The sequence below is a fragment of the Synechococcus sp. W55.2 genome (genome assembly GCF_047461635.1).
GTDB lineage: Bacteria > Cyanobacteriota > Cyanobacteriia > Thermostichales > Thermostichaceae > Thermostichus.
Genome location: NZ_JANSHM010000012.1, coordinates 1 through 16,507, shown reverse-complemented (window position 1 = coordinate 16,507; position 16,507 = coordinate 1). Strand labels below are relative to the sequence as shown.

Here is a 16,507-nt window from a genome sequence, read left to right as displayed (position 1 = left end):
GGCTGATGGACGGCCTGTTGGTGCTCAAAAGGGCTTCGCTCCCCTAGCGCGAGATCAGCTCCGCTTGCAACCGCTCCCGGGCCACCTGCAAAGCCTCTGCCAATTTCTCCGGCTGTTTGCCCCCAGCTTGGGCCAAGTTGGGCCGTCCGCCGCCGCCCCCTCCGGTGAGTTTGGCAATCTCGCCGATGAAGGATCCCGCCTTCAGGCCAAGTTGCTGCACAGCAGGGCTAAAGGCAGCCACCAGGCTGACCTTACCGGCTTCCGGCACCGATCCCAGCACCACTGCCCCTTCCCCCAGCTTGTGGAGCAGATGCTCGGCAGCGGTTTTGAGGGCCTCAGGGGTGGTGGATCCCAGCTCGGCCACCAGCACCTTGAGATCTGCGACGGCAACCGCCTGGGCCAGCAGACCTTCGGCCTGTAGCAAGGCCAACTGGCTGCGCACCTCTTCCAGTTCCTTCTGGGCAGCTTTCAGCTCCGCCTGTAGGGCGGCAACCCGCTCCGGCAGTTCCTGGGGCTTGGCTTTGAATTGGGCGCTCAGCTCCCGCACCACCCTGTCCCGTTCGTTCAGGTATTCCAGCACAGCCGGCCCGGCCACGGCCTCGATGCGGCGGATCCCGGCAGCCACCCCGGTCTCGGCGATGATCTTGAACAGGCCGATCTCGGCGGTGTTGTTGACATGGGTGCCACCGCACAGCTCCATCGACACCCCCGGAAAGTCGATCACCCGCACCTCGGCGCCGTATTTTTCCCCGAACATGGCCACAGCACCTCTGGCTTTGGCCTCGGCCAAGGGCATGATCGCCACCTGAGCAGCATGGGCCTCGGCGATCCAGGTGTTCACCAAGTTCTCGATCTGTTCCAGCTCCTCAGGGGTGACTGGCCGGGATAGGGTGAAATCAAAGCGCAGCCGGTCAAAGGCCACCAGGGATCCCGCCTGACCAATCGAGGGATCGACAATTCTTTTCAGGGCTGCCTGCAGCAGGTGGGTGGCGGTGTGGTGGGCTTGGGCGCGCCGCCGACAGGCCAGGTCGATTTGGGCTTGGACGGGATCCCCCACCCGCAGGATCCCGCGTTCCACACGGCCAAAGTGAACGAACAGATCCCCTTGCTTTTGCACATCTTCAATCCGCACCAGCAGGCCGTCCCCAGAAAGGTAGCCCCGGTCGCCAATTTGCCCGCCGGACTCGGCGTAGAAGGGCGTGCGATCCAAAACGACCTGCACTGCCTGCCCTGCCTCCACTTGGGGCACCGATTTTCCCCCGACCAGCAGGGCCTCGACCACGCCGCGGGCAGAAGATTGGCTGTACCCCAAAAACTCCGTTTGGCTGAGGAAATCCGCCAACTCGTCCAGGGATCCCTGGGCTGTGAGATCGATGGTTTGGTGGGCGGCGCGGGCCCGCTGCCGCTGTTTCTCCATCTCTTGCTCAAAGCCCTCCAGATCCACGCTGAAGCCGTGTTCTTGGGCGATTTCTTGGGTTAGCTCCAGCGGAAAACCGTAGGTATCGAAGAGCTTGAAGGCGTCGGCGCCGGAGATCTGCTTTGGCGAGCCGCTGTCACGGCGGGAAGATTCGACGGCAGTAAACAAATCCAGCAGTAGCCGTTCCCCCCGCTCCAGGGTTTTGAGAAATTGCTCTTCCTCCCGTTGCAGCTCGGTCTTGATCAGGGTTTCTCGCTCCCGCACCTGAGGATAGGCAGCCTCGGCCAACTGAATCGCGGTCTCGATCACCGGGATGGTGAAAGGCTCGCCGATCCCCAGCAACCGACCGTGGCGCACCATCCGCCGGATCAGCCGCCGCAGCACATAGCCCCGATCCACATTGGAAGGGAGCACCCCATCGGCAATCAAGTGCATCACTGCCCGCGCGTGATCCCCGATCACCTTCAGGGAGATTTGCTGCTCCGGGTCGGCCTTGGAGTAGTTCAGCCCGGCGATCCCAGCCGCCGTCTGAATGATGGGAAAGATCAAGTCCGTCTCGTAGTTGTTGGGCACCCCCTGCAACACCTGGGCCAACCGCTCCAACCCCAGGCCGGTGTCGATGTTTTGCTTGGCCAGCGGCATCAGGTGACCTTCGCTATCCCGGTTCAGCTCCATGAACACCAGGTTGTAGATCTCCAGAAAGCGGGAGTCATCCTCCAAATCGATCCGCTCATCCCCCAGCTCTGGCTTGAAGTCGTAGTAGATCTCAGAACAAGGGCCACAGGGGCCAGTGGGGCCGGCAGCCCAGAAATTATCCGCCTCTCCCATGCGCTGGATGCGGTGGGCCGGGATCCCTATCTCATCTCGCCAGAGGGCAAAAGCCTCCTCATCTTCGCGAAAGACGCTCACCACCAGCCGTTCCGGGGGCAGGCCGAACACCTCCGTCACCAGCTCCCAGGCCCAGGCGATGGCCTCCTTTTTGAAGTAGTCGCCAAAGCTGAAGTTGCCCAGCATCTCGAAGAAGGTGTGGTGGCGCGCCGTTCGGCCCACGTTCTCGATGTCGTTGGTGCGCACACATTTCTGGGCCGTTGTAACCCGTGGGTACTCCGGATCCCGTTGCCCCAGGAAAATGGGCTTAAAGGGCAACATGCCAGCAATGGTCAGCAGCACCGTCGGATCTTCCGGCACCAAGGAGGCGCTGGGCAACACCTGGTGGCCCCGCTGAGCGTAGAAGTCCAGAAAAGTTTGCCGAATGGCGGCACCGGAAAGCGCTGGAAACATGACAGGCGAAGATGGCTGTATTCATCAATTCTAAGTTTTCCATCCAGCCCTTGCTGCCCTCGCTTCGTTTCACCCAACCCCATCCGCCGAAAACCTAAGCGATTTGTCCGATGAACCTCAGGGCGGGCAGACGCTAAGATCAGCCTATCTGAGGCAGTTGTGCAAGATTTGTTTCTTCTTGGTCTAACCTGTATGTATCTCTCACAACTTGCCTGCCGACTTCTTGGCTCCGTCTCGGTTGTCCGGATCGCCAGCCGGTAACCCCAAACTGGTATGCCCACTTGCTACTGCCTTAACCCTGCCTGTTTGCACCCGGAAAACCCGGCGGATGCCTCTACCTGTGCCTCTTGTGGCCATCTCCTCCTGCTGCGCAATCGCTACCGGGCCTTCAAGCGCATCGGCCAGGGGGGATTTGGCTCTACCTTTTTGGCGCGGGATGAGGACATGCCCTCCAAACCTTGGCGGGTGATCAAGCAGTTGCGCCCGGTCGAGGGATCCCCGCAACTGGCCAAGCTGGCGGAGGAGCTCTTCAATCGCGAGGCCCAAGTGTTGGAGCGCCTGGGCGAACATTCGCAGATCCCCAAGCTCTACGCCCACTTTCAGGAAGGCGGCAAGTTCTACCTGGTGCAGGAATTTATCCAGGGCACCACCCTCTCCCAAGAAATGCGTCGCAATGGGCCCTTTTCCGAAGAACAAACCCGGCAGGTGATGCAGGAGGTGCTGCTGATCCTCAGCTATGTCCACAGCCACAACACGGTTCACCGAGACATTAAACCCGCCAACCTGATTCGTCGCAAAGAAGATGGCCGATTGGTGCTGATCGACTTTGGGGCCGTCAAGCAGCTCGGCCCGGGCCAGGATTCGGCAGAAGAGGCGACGGCCATTCGCTCGCTGGGCTTTTCTCCCCCAGAGCAAGTAGCCGGCCAGGCGGTCGGTCCCTCTAGCGATCTCTATGCTTTGGCGGCTACCTGCATCAACTTGATGACGTTGGAATCTCCGGCCAAGTTTTATAACCATGAAACGGGACAGTGGGATTGGTCGGATTGCCTGCAGCTCAGCCCGGAATTCGACGCCATTCTGCACCGCATGTTGCAGCCGGCCATCAATCAGCGCTTTGCCACCGCCACCGAGGTCTTGCGGGCGCTGCAAGGGATCCCGGTGGAAGAAGCACCGATTGTGTTGCCCAACTCCCCCCTGTCTGCCAATCCCAGCACATCGGTGATCTCCGGCTACTGGGCCAAGCGCCGCTCGGGTGGTTTCGTGCCCACACCCCTCCCTCCGTCCACCGCAGGGGGAATGACAGCCAGCAGCCCGGTATCCATCCCCTCTGAGTGGGGGAGCACCACCGGTTTCACCCAACTGGGCCGAGCCAGTAGCATCACAGGCGGCGGACGGATCAAGCCGGCCACCCCACCGCGGATCCCTTCCATGGCGGGAGCGGATCTGCGGGGAAAGTCCTTTGCCAACCAAAACCTAGCCGGCTATGATTTGCGCCAGGCCGATCTGCGGGGGGCCGATTTCTCAGGGGCCAACTTGCAGGGGGCGGATCTGCGCGGGATCCTCTTCAACACCCCTCAACCCCATTGGCTACGGGTTTTGAGCCAACTGTCTGGATCGGCCAAAACATTGGGAGGGATCCTGACAGGCTTGGGGGGGCTGCTGGGCTCAGGGATCCTGGCCTTTTTGCTTGTCCGCCTGACCACGGGCAATTTGGTTTATGCGTTAGGAGCGGCTGGGATCGCCTTGGTGGTGGCCAGCTCGGTGATCTGGTCGATGGGCGGTGGGGTTCGTTTGGCTCGATACCCAGAAGAAAAGAGCAAGCGCTTTACCAACTTTTGCAAAGCGGATCTGCGGGGGGCGCGGATGGACGAGAAGCTACGGAAGTTTGCCCGTCGGCAGGGAGCCATTTTGAGCTGACGCAGGGCGGATTGCGGATCTGGCGGATCTGGAATTTTGCGTTGCGATCTTTAACTTTATAGATCTTTAATAGTTTTATAGTTGTTTCAGGTTAGGATGAGACGCCTGGGCTACTGATCGCGCCGGCGGGACGGAGTCCTTAGAAAAGCCTTCTGGCCCTCCGCATTCAACGCTTTGTCCTAGTTTGAATCGAAATGACCACAAAACCATAAAAGAGAAAAGTTCAAGAGCTCAAGCCATTGAAGGGGGTGGAGAGGCCCATCTGCGAAGCGATTGATTGACCTGTTCCATCAAAGCTCGGCAGGCCACGGTCTTGCCCTGTTGCCGATCCCCAGCTTGGTCGTAAAAGACGATGCCATCGGCCCGGGAAAGGCCCAACGCCAAGAACAACAGCTCCAAAACCCCAAAAGAAGCAGTCTCCAGCTCCGGCGATCGCTCCTTGAGCTCTGCCAGTGTGGTGTGGGCATCTTCCAGGTGGCCGAAGGCCGGGATCCACAGATGAGTCGTCGGCTGGGATCCCTCTGAGGATGAGTCGCCAGCAGCAGGATCCTCGACCACCCGCACCGTCAGCCAGCCGCCATCGGGGTAGCGCAAGGTGGTGTATTGCAGGTGATCCAGGTGTTGGGCCACCTGAGTGAGCACATCCGCCACCTGTTGCATCGCCGCCGTTGGGATCCCATTTTGCGGAGCGGTATCCACAAGGGTTGCGGCCTGTGCTGCCAGACTAACCACCATGATTGACAACAATCCTCGTCCACATCCAGAATAGATATTCGCAGCGATTGGGGCTGTAGTTCAATTGGTTAGAGCACCGCCCTGTCACGGCGGAAGTTGCGGGTTCGAGCCCCGTCAGCCCCGTACTCCTAAAACACTCTAGCTTAGTCGCTCCCCTGCAGCCCTCACATTTCCAGACTGATCTGATTTCTTGATTTCTGACGGTGACTGCTGCACAATGCGGCCGGCTCAGGGTTCAAGTTTCGGCGGTGGGGTATGGAAAGCCCGCCCTAAAATGGGGCTTAGTCCAGGGGAAAAACCATGCAGTATCGCAGATTTGGGCGTACCGAGCTGTCTATGCCCGTGCTGAGCTGTGGTGGCATGCGCTATCAACACAGCTGGCAAGATACTCCTTGGTCAGGGATCCCAGCGGCAAGCCAGCAGAACCTGGAGGCGACGATTCGCCGGGCCTTGGAGGTGGGCATCAACCACATCGAAACTGCCCGCGGCTATGGCACTTCTGAAATGCAGTTGGGCCGCATTTTGCCGCTCTTTCCCCGGCAAGATCTGATTGTGCAGACGAAAATTGGCCCCAGCGCCGACCCGCAGCAGTTCCTGGCCAAGTTCGAGCAATCGATGAGCTACTTGAACCTCGATTATGTGGATCTGCTGGCCATCCACGGGTTGAATACCTGGGAAGACTTGGAGCACAGCCTGCGTCCAGGGGGGTGTCTGGAGGTGTGTCAGCGCCTGGTACGGCAGGGGCGGGTGCGTTTTGTCGGCTTCTCCACCCATGGGCCGACGGAGTTGATCGTGGAAGCCATACAGTCAGGGGGCTTCGATTACGTCAACCTACACTGGTACTTTGTCAACCAGACCAACTGGCCTGCCATTGAGGCCGCCGCTCAGCAGGATATGGGGGTATTCATCATCAGTCCCTCGGATAAGGGGGGCAAGCTTTACGATCCGCCCGCCAAGCTGGTGCAGTTGTGCCAACCCCTCAGCCCGATGGTCTTCAACGACCTGTTCTGTCTGTCCCATCCCCAGGTTCACACCCTCAGCATTGGGGCAGCTCGACCCAGCGATTTTGATGAGCACCTGCGGGCGGTGGAGCTGTTGGATCGGGCTGATGAGCTGTTGCCGCCGATCCTGGCCCGCCTAGAGCAAGCTTTGATCGAGCAGGTGGGGGAACACTACGCCAAAACTTGGCACCAGGGCCTGCCTCGCTACGACCAAACCCCCGGACAAGTGAATATCCCGTTCATTCTGCTGCTGCGCAATTTGGTCTTGGCCTATGACTTGGTGGACTATGCCAAGAGCCGTTACAACCTGTTGGGCAATGCCGGCAGTTGGCTCCGCGGCCAGCGGGCAGACAAAGTGGATGCCGAAGCCCTGCGACCTTATCTTATCCACAGCCCCCACCGCGACCGGATCCCGGCTTTGTTGCAAGAAGCCCATCGCCTGCTCTCTGGAGCTGAGGTGAAGCGCCTATCTCAGAGCTAGCTTGCTCAGGGATCCCCCCGTTTGACGGTCGAGATCCGGTGGAGAAGATGATATGGCAAGGTTTACTCTTTAACCGCAGGAAAAAAAGAGTTGTCAGCTCCCGCCAGCGGCTCCTTATCTCATTTGGGTAGCTCGTGTTAGAGTCTGAGCACTTTCGGCTATCTGAGCATGCGTTGAGACGGCTGCAGCAGCGACAAGAGATCGCAAGCCAGTGGATCGAGAGAGTTCTGAGCTGCCCTGACTACGTACAAGTGGATCCTAAAGATCCTCAGCTCAAGCAAGCCTATGGTCGAATTCCGGAGTACGGCAATCGCCTCCTGAAGATTGTTTACGATGAATCAACGGATCCTTGGACAGTGGTGACTATCTTTTTTGATCGAACAATGGGGAAAAAGCTGCCATGAGACCTTTCATCGAGTTTGATCCTGATGTGGATGCTGGATATATTCGTTTGACAACAGCTCAAGTCCAAAGCTCAGAGGAGATTGCCCCTGGGGTTGTTTTGGATTTCGACAAGGAAAATCAACTGGTTGGAGTTGAGGTTCTCTCTGTTCATCGACAAATGGATAGCGACATTAAAATGCTTCCGCAAGAGATTCAAGACTACGTCGTTTTATTGAGAAACTCCGTGTTGCAAGAACAGTTACTGAGTTAGATGAGAGTCTGGCAACACTAGCCCCACAGCATCTGTAGACGCAAGAGGAGTACCATTGCGATGGCCAGCCTTTTACTGTGGCCTGTTTGGCATGGTTGTAGGTGATTGAGATAACAGTCGCCGACCTTTCGGATTGCCAACGGATGTGCCGTCACTTTTATCGGATAGGCCGCACTCTCTTGGATCTGGACGCTGCCAAAACCGTTCGGGATCAACCCACCTGGTTTGAGGCTCCATCTTAAGGTCAGGGGCAGGAACCTGTTTGCCAGCAGCCTCAATCCCCTTGGACAGAGTGCTCTCAGCCACCCAACCCCATCGCTTCAATTTGATGAATGTAGTCGGGGGGAAGCCCATGCTCTCGTGCCCCCTTCAAGATTCCTTGAAGATATCCCTCGCTTGGGATCAATGAATCATCAATGAATGAATCTCCCGCCACGTAAGTCATTGCTTCAATCACTTCACCCTCATCGCTTCGAAGCTGAACCTGCTGGCGACGGTAATGACCTCCCGGAATTCCTTCGTACCGATCCATCCTCTCCAGCCTGTCCGAGCTGCACAGATAGGCAACTCCCCACACAACCCCAGAGGGATCCCGGACAATGTTGGCCTTGCCGGTTCCATCGTTGCCGCGCTTGTTGAACGTCAGGCGGTATCCCTGCAAACGAGCACGCCTAGCTTCCTTGAAATCAACAGCACGGTGTCCCATCTGCTGGGCATCTAGGTTACTTCCGTATGCAAAATACCAATGCTCACTCACCTCTGGCCCCTTGGTGTCGGATGAACCCGTCCATCAAGAGTTACACTGAGACATTGAGCACATTAGCATTACGGGATCCCGCCCTTCCATGAGCTACTTGGTTATCGACACCGAGGGCAACCCCAACCTCAAAGAAATCGCCCTTATCGACAGCAGCGGCCAGCTCATCTACCACGCCTACACCCAAGAATACTCGCCCCACCACCCCCAGCCCAAACCTTTGGCCCAAATCGTTGCTGACCTGCGGCGCTTGGCACAAGGCAAGACTCTTGTTTTCCACCATGCAGATCACGACCTAAAAACCCTTAAACAAGCCTTTGACCAAGTTAACCAAGATTGGCTTCCTAACCCCATCTTCTGTACTTGGTCAGCCGCCAAGCAATGTTTTCCCAACCTTGCCGGTTACAGCCTAGAGTATCTCAGCAAACATCTCGGGATCCAACTGGAGAGCGGTTACTTCAACTCCAAACTGGCCCACGACGCCAGCTACGATGCCCTCTTTACCTACCACCTCTATCGCCACCTCACCCACGCTCAGCTCAAAGCCCAGAATGTTCCCAATCCTTTCGCCAACAGCAGAGTTGACAATCCCTTTCAGCATTATCCCGACGAGACCACCATCTATCAGCCTCAGTACCAGCAGCTCACTGCCACCCTACAGGACATCCAACGGGATCCCAACCACCAGAGCCGAGGGGTTGTCTTACTGGGTGAACCTGGATCCGGCAAGACCCACCTGATCATGCGGGTGGCCCAAAACCTCCTGCGCCACAACCGTCTCCTGTTTATCCCTCAGCCCACCCATCCCGACAACATCTACCACCACATCTACAGCCACACCCTGGAATCCCTGCGCGAACGGGTAGATGCCCATCACCACACCCAGCTCGACTACTTGATTGCCAAGAGCTTTGTGGAAATCTTGAAAACCTTCCCCCAAACCTCAAAAACTGAAGAGCTTCTCTCCCTTCTCACGGCGGATCCCCTCAACCTCTTTCATCGCCTGGGAGCAGAAGGCACCGAGCGTCGTCGTCAACAATGGCAAGCCATTGAAAAACTGGTTCTGCGCTGGTGGGCAGAGCAAAACTTCCTTACCGGTTCCACCGAAAACATTCTCAAGGGCATCATCAAATACTGCAGCTACAGGGATCCCAACCGCCGTCACCAGATCATCCGCTGGCTCAGCGGTACCGACCTGGATCCTGAAGAAACCAACTTGATTGGGTTGCCCCCTTGGAGTGCAGATCTGGATCGCAACACCTTTGCCCTAGAAGGGATGAAAGTCATCGGCAGGCTTTCGCTGCTCGACCAGCCCCTGATCATTGTCTTCGACCAATTGGAGGCTCTGGGCCGAGAGGAAAATCGAGATATCCTTCTCAACTTTGGCGATGCTCTAAAAGAGCTTTTTACCCGTATCCCCAACAGTCTGTTTATCCTCAATCTGTTCCCCGACCGTTGGCAACATTTCCAAACCCAATTTGACCGGGCTACCGTCGATCGCCTCTCCCAAACCGTCCTCTCCCTAGATCTCCCCTCTCTTCCCCAGCTTCAAGCCCTTCTCCAGAGCCGCCTGCCTTCAGGGATCCACCTCCAAGCTCTCTTCACCGCCGATGACCTCAGCGATATCCTCAGCCAACCCTCCATCCGCGCCATTCTCAACCGGGCCTCAGCCTACTATCGCCACTACATCAACGGGATCCCTCTCCCTCCCCAGGTGCAAGTTGTACCCACTGCCAGCAATCTAGCCGCCCGTGTCCAGCGGCTCGAAACTGAGCTGCAAACCCTCAAACAACTGCTCATCCCCCTTCTGCCTGCCCAGAGTCTCCTTGCTGTAGCTCCGCCTCTCCAGCCACCCAGCCTCTCTGAGGATCCTGCCGAAGTCTTGGAACCCTACCTCCGTGATACCGAGGCCCAGCTTCGTGGCAGCTATCCCCAAGAGGCGATCATCGACAGCACAGCCGATATCGGCAAATTGCGCACCATCGTCAATGCCCTGCAAGGGATCCATCCTGTCCCCATGAGTGCCCTGAGACTGGGCCAACGCAAACTTCCAGATCACCTCTATTTCTCCGCCCAGAAGCGGGTGATCGCCTTTATCCAAGTGAATCCCAGCAGCATGTATGGACAGCTCAATAACTTCAACCAATTGGTGATTGCTCACCCTGAGCTTCAGTTTCTTTTGCTACGGGATGCCCGCCTTAAGCCTCCTTCCAAAACGGCTACCGCCACCCAAGCGGCCTTGGCCGCCCTCAACAACAGCCCCAATGGCAAGTATGCTCTGCTCACCCAAGACGACCGCATCCATCTGGAGCTTATGCACAGGATGATCACCGACATCCAAAACCGCGACCTGGAAATCGACCTGACCCAAGCCGTTCGGTATTATCTTGACCACAGGGATCCCCCCCTTATTGCCTGGATCCTGGGCCGTGATTAAGCGCTCCAGATCCGTCGAAACCCCATGTTGTTCAAGGTCGGCTCCGCATCGGGATCCAGCACCGTAAAACCGGGATCCCATATTGTCCGGCCAAGCTTGTGACCTGATTCTTAAGGCTGCCGATCAACGGAGCCAATGGCAAGGGATTGACAGCGGAGCCAAAGTACCTCAAAGTTTCCGGCATAGTGGGCTTTGTCCGGCTCAAGCCCTCCCCTGATTACTCAGTATCGGAGCGGCGGGATTTGAACCCACGACCCCCACTACCCCAAAGTGGTGCGCTACCAAGCTGCGCTACGCCCCGACGCACTTACGGGTAGAAGCCCATGAAGTGCCTAGCTAGTCTAGCATCGGATCACGGCCAGAGTTAACCCCAAGCTGCGGGATCCCGTGGAAAACATGCTAGCTTAGTTAAGCCGTTAAGAAATCGCACGCCTGAACCACCGGGTGTCCTTACAGCCCTTTCGCGGTTTGCTGCAACAGCTCCTGAGTTCCTTGCCAATGGGGGTAGAGCGCTCTGTGCAGGTAACCGGCGGGAAGGCCGTAACTGGGATCCGTTCGGGCGGAGGCTAACCCGTAGGAGAGGAAAAACTCATGAGCGTAGTCAGTTTGCCTCAACTGTTGGAGGCAGGGGTTCACTTCGGCCACAAGGCCAGCCGCTGGAACCCGAAAATGCGGCCCTACATTTTTACCGAGCGGAACGGCATCCACATCATTGATTTGGTGCAGACGGCCCGCTATCTGAACGAAGCCTACGAGTATGTGCGGGATGCTGCTGACAGGGGTTGGCGCTTCCTGTTTGTGGGCACCAAACGGCAAGCTGCCGGGATCATCGCTCAAGAGGCTCGTCGCTGTGGCAGTTACTATGTCAACCAGCGCTGGTTGGGGGGTATGCTCACCAACTGGGCCACCATCAAAACCCGCATCGACCGCCTCAAAGAAATTGAGGAGATGGAGAGCAGTGGTCTTCTGGATCGCCTGCCCAAACAAGAGGCCAGCCGTCTGCGGCGAGAGTTGGCCAGGTTGGAAAAGTACTTAGGCGGCATTAAAACGATGCGCAAGCTCCCCGATGCGGTGATCATCGTCGATCAGCGGCGGGAGGCTAACGCCGTTCAGGAATGTATCAAGCTGAACATCCCGATTATCTCACTCCTGGACACCAACTGCGACCCCGATCTCAGCGATATCTTCATTCCCTCTAACGACGATGCCATTCGAGCGATTAAGCTGATTGTAGGCAAGTTGGCGGATGCCATCTACGAAGGGCGGCATGGGCAGCTCGACACCGTTGAAGAGGATGAGTACGACTACGAAGGGGCCATGGATCTGGACGACGACATTCTGGAAGACATGGAGGACGAAGAAGAAGGAGAAGCCGACGAAGGCTAGAGCAAGGGCAGGGATCCCGTGCAATCCGGGCACTTTCCTGCCTGTTCCCTATCCAGAGGCGTGTATTCTTGAAATCTAGGTTTACAATTCTACCGAAGCCCGCTCATTCTCACTCATATCCCGCCACATTCTTCCCGTTCTTTCATTCGAGGAGCCCTCATGAGCATTGATGCCAAACTGGTCAAAGAGCTGCGCGAAAAGACGGGCGCAGGCATGATGGACTGCAAAAAAGCCCTGGAAGATTCCGGTGGCGATATGGAGAAAGCCATCACCTGGCTGCGACAGAAAGGGTTGGCAGGGGCAGCCAAAAAGGCCAGTCGCGTCGCGGCAGAGGGGGCGGTTGACAGCTACATCCACTTCGGCAATCGAATTGGGGTGTTGGTGGAAGTGAACTGCGAGACGGACTTCGTGGCCCGCAACGAAGATTTCAAGAAACTGGTGCAAGACATCGCCAAGCAGATTGCCGCCTGCCAAAACGTAGAATACGTCAGCGTTGACCAGATCCCTGCTGAAGTGGTGGAGCGGGAAAAAGCCATTGAAATGGGCAAAGAAGATCTGGCCAATAAGCCGGAGAACATACGCGAGAAGATCGTGCAAGGTCGCATCGAAAAGCGCCTGAAAGAGTTATCCCTGTTGGATCAACCCTTTATTAAAGATTCCTCGATCACGGTGGAGGAATTGGTCAAGCAGCACATTGCCAAACTGGGGGAAAACATTCGGGTGCGGCGGTTTGTGCGCTTTGTCCTGGGAGAGGGGATCGAGAAAGAAGAAGTGGATTTTGCTGCTGAGGTTGCCGCTCAAGCCGGTCTCAAGCCGGCAGAGGCCCCCAAAGTGGAAGAGACTCCACCCGCTCCTCCTGAAGAACCTGCCCCAGAACCGGCCCCTGCTGCCGAGAGCAAGCCGGCCAAAAAAGGCTCCGCCAAGAAAAAGAAATAGCCGGTCAAGGCTGAGCTGTAGGGCCATGTCGGCGGTGCAGAGGCGTTGAAACTGCGTTATGGAGAGTGTGGGCACCTCTATGAAGGACTCTAATCCATCGGCAGTTCTATAACCACTACGCTTGGGTATCCCTTGGGGGAAAGGCTAGGTTATGCATGCAAATGTTCTGATCCTCCCGCCTTGGCAGGGTTAACTCCAGCACGCTAAGGTAGCAGGCGGCCTTTTTGGATCCCGGGCATGAGTTTTATCTTGCGCAATGCGTTAATTCCCACCGCCACCGGCTACGAAACCGCAGATGTGCGAATCGAGGGGGAACGGATTGCTGCCATAGGCAGAGGGTTACCCGCGACGGGCGCAGACAGCCTGGAACTGGATGCCAGTAACCAACTCTTGCTGCCGGGCTTTGTCAATGCCCACACCCATTCTTCCGAAATGTGGCAACGAGGGATCATACCACCCTATCCGCTGGAGCTGTGGCTGGCACAACTGCACGAGTATGCGCCGCCGGATCCGGAAAAAATCTATCTCAGCGCGCTGGGGACGGCGGTGGAAACCCTGCTGACGGGCGGCACAACAGTGGTGGATCATCTGGTGCTGATCCCTGGCCAGGAACTGGCCACCATTGAGGCAGCAGTGCGGGCCTACCGGGAGGCCGGGATCCGCGCTTTCATTGGCCCGCTGCTTCAGGATCAGGCTCTCCCCACTTGCCTGCCGGGCGGGGAAGGAGAGCCAACAGCTTATCCCCTCTCCACCCTGGAGGTGTTGGCCATCCTGGAAGAGGCAGTTCAGAAATACCACCGCCCCGAGGAAGGCATCAGCCTGATGGTGGCCCCTACAGGGATCCAACTCTGCTCAGACGAGCTGTTCAAGGGCTGTGCGGAGTTAAGCCAGAAGTATGACCTACCCCGCCACGCCCACCTGTTGGAAACCCGCGCCCAGCAGATGTTGGCCCAGGAAAAGTACGGCTGTAGTGCTGTGGAGCATCTGGAGCGCTTGGGCTACCTAGACCGGAAAACTTCCTTGGCCCACTGCGTCTGGCTCAGCGATGCCGATATCGAGATCTTGGCCCGCACCGGCTCTACCGTTGTTCACAACCCCCTGAGCAACCTGCGCCTAGGCAGCGGCATTGCCCCCATCTTGAAATACCGCCGGGCAGGGGTGAACGTGGCCTTTGGCTGCGATGGATCCGCCAGCAACGATTCCCAGGATCTCCTGGAGGCCATCAAAATCGGCACTATCCTGCACAACATCACCGATCCCGACTACCGCCACTGGATCTCGCCCCGCGAGAGTGTGGAGATGGCCTCCCGCGGTGGGGCCATTGGCCTGGGGCTAGGGGAGGAGCTGGGATCCCTGGAGGTAGGCAAGCAGGCAGATCTGGTGCTTTATGATCTCACCCCGCTGTCGCTGCTACCGCGCACGGATCCCATTGGGCTGCTGGTGTTGGGCCGGCCTACCCAGGCAGTCCACAGCGTCTGGGTGCGAGGAAAACAGGTGGTGGCCGACGGAGCTGTAACGACGGTGGATGTGGCTAATCTGCGACAGGAGTTGTTTGCTTGTAGCTCCTGGGATCCCTCCCGCCGCTCCCAGCAGGTGGCACAGCTGGAGGCCCGCTACCGCCGCGTGATGGGTTTGCCGGCATAGCCATGGCAGGGATCCCTGCGGGTTCAGAGGTCGACTGGGCCAGAGCCACTGCGCAGGTGAAACGACAGGCCCTGGCCCTGGGTTTTGACAAAGTCGGCATTGCCAGCATAGAGGATCCCCCCGACTTGCGGGGCCTGCAAGCTTGGCTGGCTGCGGGCATGGCCGCCGACATGGCCTGGATGGCGGATCCTAGGCGAATGGATCCAAAGCAGGTGCTGCCAGGGGTGCAGTCGTTGGTCTGTGTGGCTTTGAATTACTACACCCCCATCCGCCACAGCCAGGATCCCGGCAAGGGCAAGATCTCCCGCTACGCCTGGGGGCGAGATTATCACCGCGTGTTGGGGCGGCGGCTGAAGCAGCTCCACCTCTGGATGCAAGCCCAGTTCCCAAATCATACGGGTCGATTCTACGTGGATACCGGCCCGGTTGCGGAAAAGCCCTGGGCCATGCAGGCGGGCTTGGGTTGGATCGGCAAAAACAGCCTGTTGCTCACCCGCGAGTACGGCTCCTGGGTGTTTCTGGGAGTGATCCTGACCACCCTGCCGTTGCTCCCTGACCAGCCCCACACCGCTCACTGCGGCACCTGTACCCGCTGCCTAGAGGCTTGCCCCACGCAGGCCATCGTCAGCCCAGGGGTGGTGGATTCCCGCCGCTGCGTTGCCTACCACACTCTAGAAAGCCACGCCGAGCGGATCCCTGCCAAGATTGCCCAGAACCTGCACAACTGGGTGGCCGGCTGTGACATCTGCCAGGAGGTCTGCCCTTGGAACCAACGCTTTGCCCAACCCAGCCGGATCCCGGATTTTCAGCCCTACTCTTGGAATGTTGCCCCTGATCTCCAGGAGCTGGCCCGGATCGATGATCGGGAATTCGACCACAAGTTTCCGGCCTCTGCCCTGCGCCGGCTCAAGGCCCACCGCCTGCGCCGCAACGCCCAAGCAGCCCTGGGAGGCAATTCCAGCTCTGCAGCTGGCAGCAACGATTTGGAAGCCCCCTCTACTTAACTTGGATACGCTTTCCTAGCAGGATCTTGCGGCCTCGAGGCCGGCGCCAGAAAATGGTGGGGCTATTGTCTCTGGGCCAGGGACGCAAGCTAACATACATGCCCTACCCTCTTTCTGAGGCCACAGTGCTGGGCCGCCATGGTCTTGCTCTCGTGGGAGCGGTTTTGCGCAAAGGACGTGTGGACTTGGTGCAGGAGTTTACCCACCGCTTTGTTTGAGCTGGATCGACTCAAACACAGTAGCCCCACCTAAAACACGGTCATTTCAAGCTAGATTAGGACACTCCGTAAACTACCCGACCCTGACTGCTTCGCAGTACAGGGCGGGCTTTCGGTAGCCCTGCAGTTGGCAAGCCAACCACGAACCTCTAGGCTGGTTTACAGCAGCCCCCAAAAGCGCAATCACATTCGCACCATTCAAATCCGCATCCCCTTCCCATCCACAGTGCCCACACTTGAACGACTTGCCACTGCGGTAGGATTGCGCAGGATCGGGATGGATATGCAAACACTTGTGGCAGGTCTGCGACGTGTAGGCAGGCGGCACCAGAATCAAAGCAACCCCCGCACGCAGAGCCTTGTACTCCAGAAACTGACGTAGTTGGTAGAACGCCCAACTGTTGGTCCTACGCCGCTCAGCTTTGCTGCGCGGCTGTTGATTGACTCTTTCTCGGATCCCTGTCAGGTCTTCCAGAGCGATAGCGCTGTTGGTAGCTTTTGCTCTAGAGACAATAGCTTTAGAGATGCGATGATTGACCCACACTTGAAAGCGTCTCTCCTTGCCAGACAGCCGTTGCAACAGTTCTCTGCATCTGCGCCGCGAACTGCGTGTGCCCTTACTGGCTTTGCGTTGGAGT

12 protein-coding genes, 2 tRNA genes and 1 pseudogene are annotated in these 16,507 nt (G+C 57.8%); 10 read left to right on the top strand and 5 right to left on the bottom strand.

Translation table 11 applies throughout. From position 1 onward, the window contains the following. Positions 1-43 precede the first annotated feature (43 nt). Complete coding sequence (alaS, locus tag NW828_RS04275; RefSeq protein ID WP_414381827.1) at positions 44-2,698, bottom strand: alanine--tRNA ligase; 2,655 nt, start codon at positions 2,696-2,698, stop codon at positions 44-46. Between the two features lie 273 nt (positions 2,699-2,971). On the opposite strand from alaS, the gene NW828_RS04270 reads away from it, so the two are divergent. Then, on the top strand, positions 2,972-4,615 hold the full coding sequence (locus NW828_RS04270; RefSeq protein ID WP_414381824.1) for a protein kinase domain-containing protein: 1,644 nt from the start codon (positions 2,972-2,974) through the stop codon (positions 4,613-4,615). A 231-nt stretch (positions 4,616-4,846) separates the two neighbouring features. On the opposite strand, the gene NW828_RS04265 is transcribed toward NW828_RS04270, so the two are convergent. Next, positions 4,847-5,350, bottom strand: a complete 504-nt coding sequence (locus NW828_RS04265; protein ID WP_414381821.1) for a hypothetical protein — start codon at positions 5,348-5,350, stop codon at positions 4,847-4,849. A 49-nt stretch (positions 5,351-5,399) separates the two neighbouring features. Between NW828_RS04265 and NW828_RS04260 the strand changes: the two genes are divergently transcribed. The 4 genes from NW828_RS04260 to NW828_RS04245 all read left to right on the top strand — a co-directional run bounded on the left by NW828_RS04260 (position 5,400) and on the right by NW828_RS04245 (position 7,487). Continuing rightward, positions 5,400-5,473: transfer RNA gene (locus NW828_RS04260), tRNA-Asp, on the top strand. Positions 5,474-5,650: 177 nt separating this feature from the next. Next, positions 5,651-6,832, top strand: coding sequence for an aldo/keto reductase (locus NW828_RS04255; protein WP_414381819.1), 1,182 nt, complete (start codon positions 5,651-5,653; stop codon positions 6,830-6,832). Positions 6,833-6,966: 134 nt separating this feature from the next. Beyond that, entirely contained in the window at positions 6,967-7,236 is a 270-nt protein-coding gene (locus NW828_RS04250; RefSeq protein ID WP_011433139.1) for a DUF4258 domain-containing protein, read from the top strand. Next, positions 7,233-7,487, top strand: a complete 255-nt coding sequence (locus NW828_RS04245; RefSeq protein WP_414381816.1) for a DUF2283 domain-containing protein — start codon at positions 7,233-7,235, stop codon at positions 7,485-7,487. The genes NW828_RS04250 and NW828_RS04245 overlap by 4 nt, the downstream gene beginning before the upstream one ends. Before the next feature lie 298 nt (positions 7,488-7,785). On the opposite strand, the gene NW828_RS04240 is transcribed toward NW828_RS04245, so the two are convergent. Continuing rightward, entirely contained in the window at positions 7,786-8,244 is a 459-nt protein-coding gene (locus NW828_RS04240) for a gamma-glutamylcyclotransferase family protein (RefSeq protein WP_414381813.1), read from the bottom strand. Positions 8,245-8,332: 88 nt separating this feature from the next. Between NW828_RS04240 and NW828_RS04235 the strand changes: the two genes are divergently transcribed. Beyond that, positions 8,333-10,681: an AAA family ATPase gene (locus NW828_RS04235; RefSeq protein WP_414381810.1), complete on the top strand. Its 2,349-nt coding sequence runs from the start codon at positions 8,333-8,335 to the stop codon at positions 10,679-10,681. 227 nt (positions 10,682-10,908) lie between these two features. Here the strand turns inward: NW828_RS04235 and NW828_RS04230 are convergent. After that, a tRNA-Pro gene (locus NW828_RS04230) sits at positions 10,909-10,982 on the bottom strand. A 290-nt stretch (positions 10,983-11,272) separates the two neighbouring features. Here NW828_RS04230 and rpsB point away from each other — a divergent pair. The 4 genes and pseudogenes from rpsB to queG all read left to right on the top strand — a co-directional run bounded on the left by rpsB (position 11,273) and on the right by queG (position 15,651). Then, complete coding sequence (gene rpsB / locus NW828_RS04225) at positions 11,273-12,067, top strand: 30S ribosomal protein S2 (RefSeq protein WP_414381808.1); 795 nt, start codon at positions 11,273-11,275, stop codon at positions 12,065-12,067. Between the two features lie 159 nt (positions 12,068-12,226). Continuing rightward, positions 12,227-12,871: pseudogene (tsf, locus tag NW828_RS04220) on the top strand (translation elongation factor Ts); the annotation flags it as partial. Between the two features lie 369 nt (positions 12,872-13,240). Beyond that, the gene (locus tag NW828_RS04215; protein ID WP_414381805.1) at positions 13,241-14,647 is read left to right on the top strand and encodes an amidohydrolase; all 1,407 of its coding nucleotides are present in this window, start codon (positions 13,241-13,243) and stop codon (positions 14,645-14,647) included. A 2-nt stretch (positions 14,648-14,649) separates the two neighbouring features. Continuing rightward, positions 14,650-15,651 (top strand): tRNA epoxyqueuosine(34) reductase QueG, encoded by a 1,002-nt coding sequence (queG, locus tag NW828_RS04210; RefSeq protein WP_414381803.1) that lies wholly within the window; start codon positions 14,650-14,652, stop codon positions 15,649-15,651. A gap of 291 nt (positions 15,652-15,942) precedes the next feature. Here queG and NW828_RS04205 read toward each other — a convergent pair. Then, the coding region (locus NW828_RS04205) for an RNA-guided endonuclease InsQ/TnpB family protein (RefSeq protein ID WP_414381801.1) at positions 15,943-16,507 on the bottom strand (565 nt) is incomplete at its 5' end.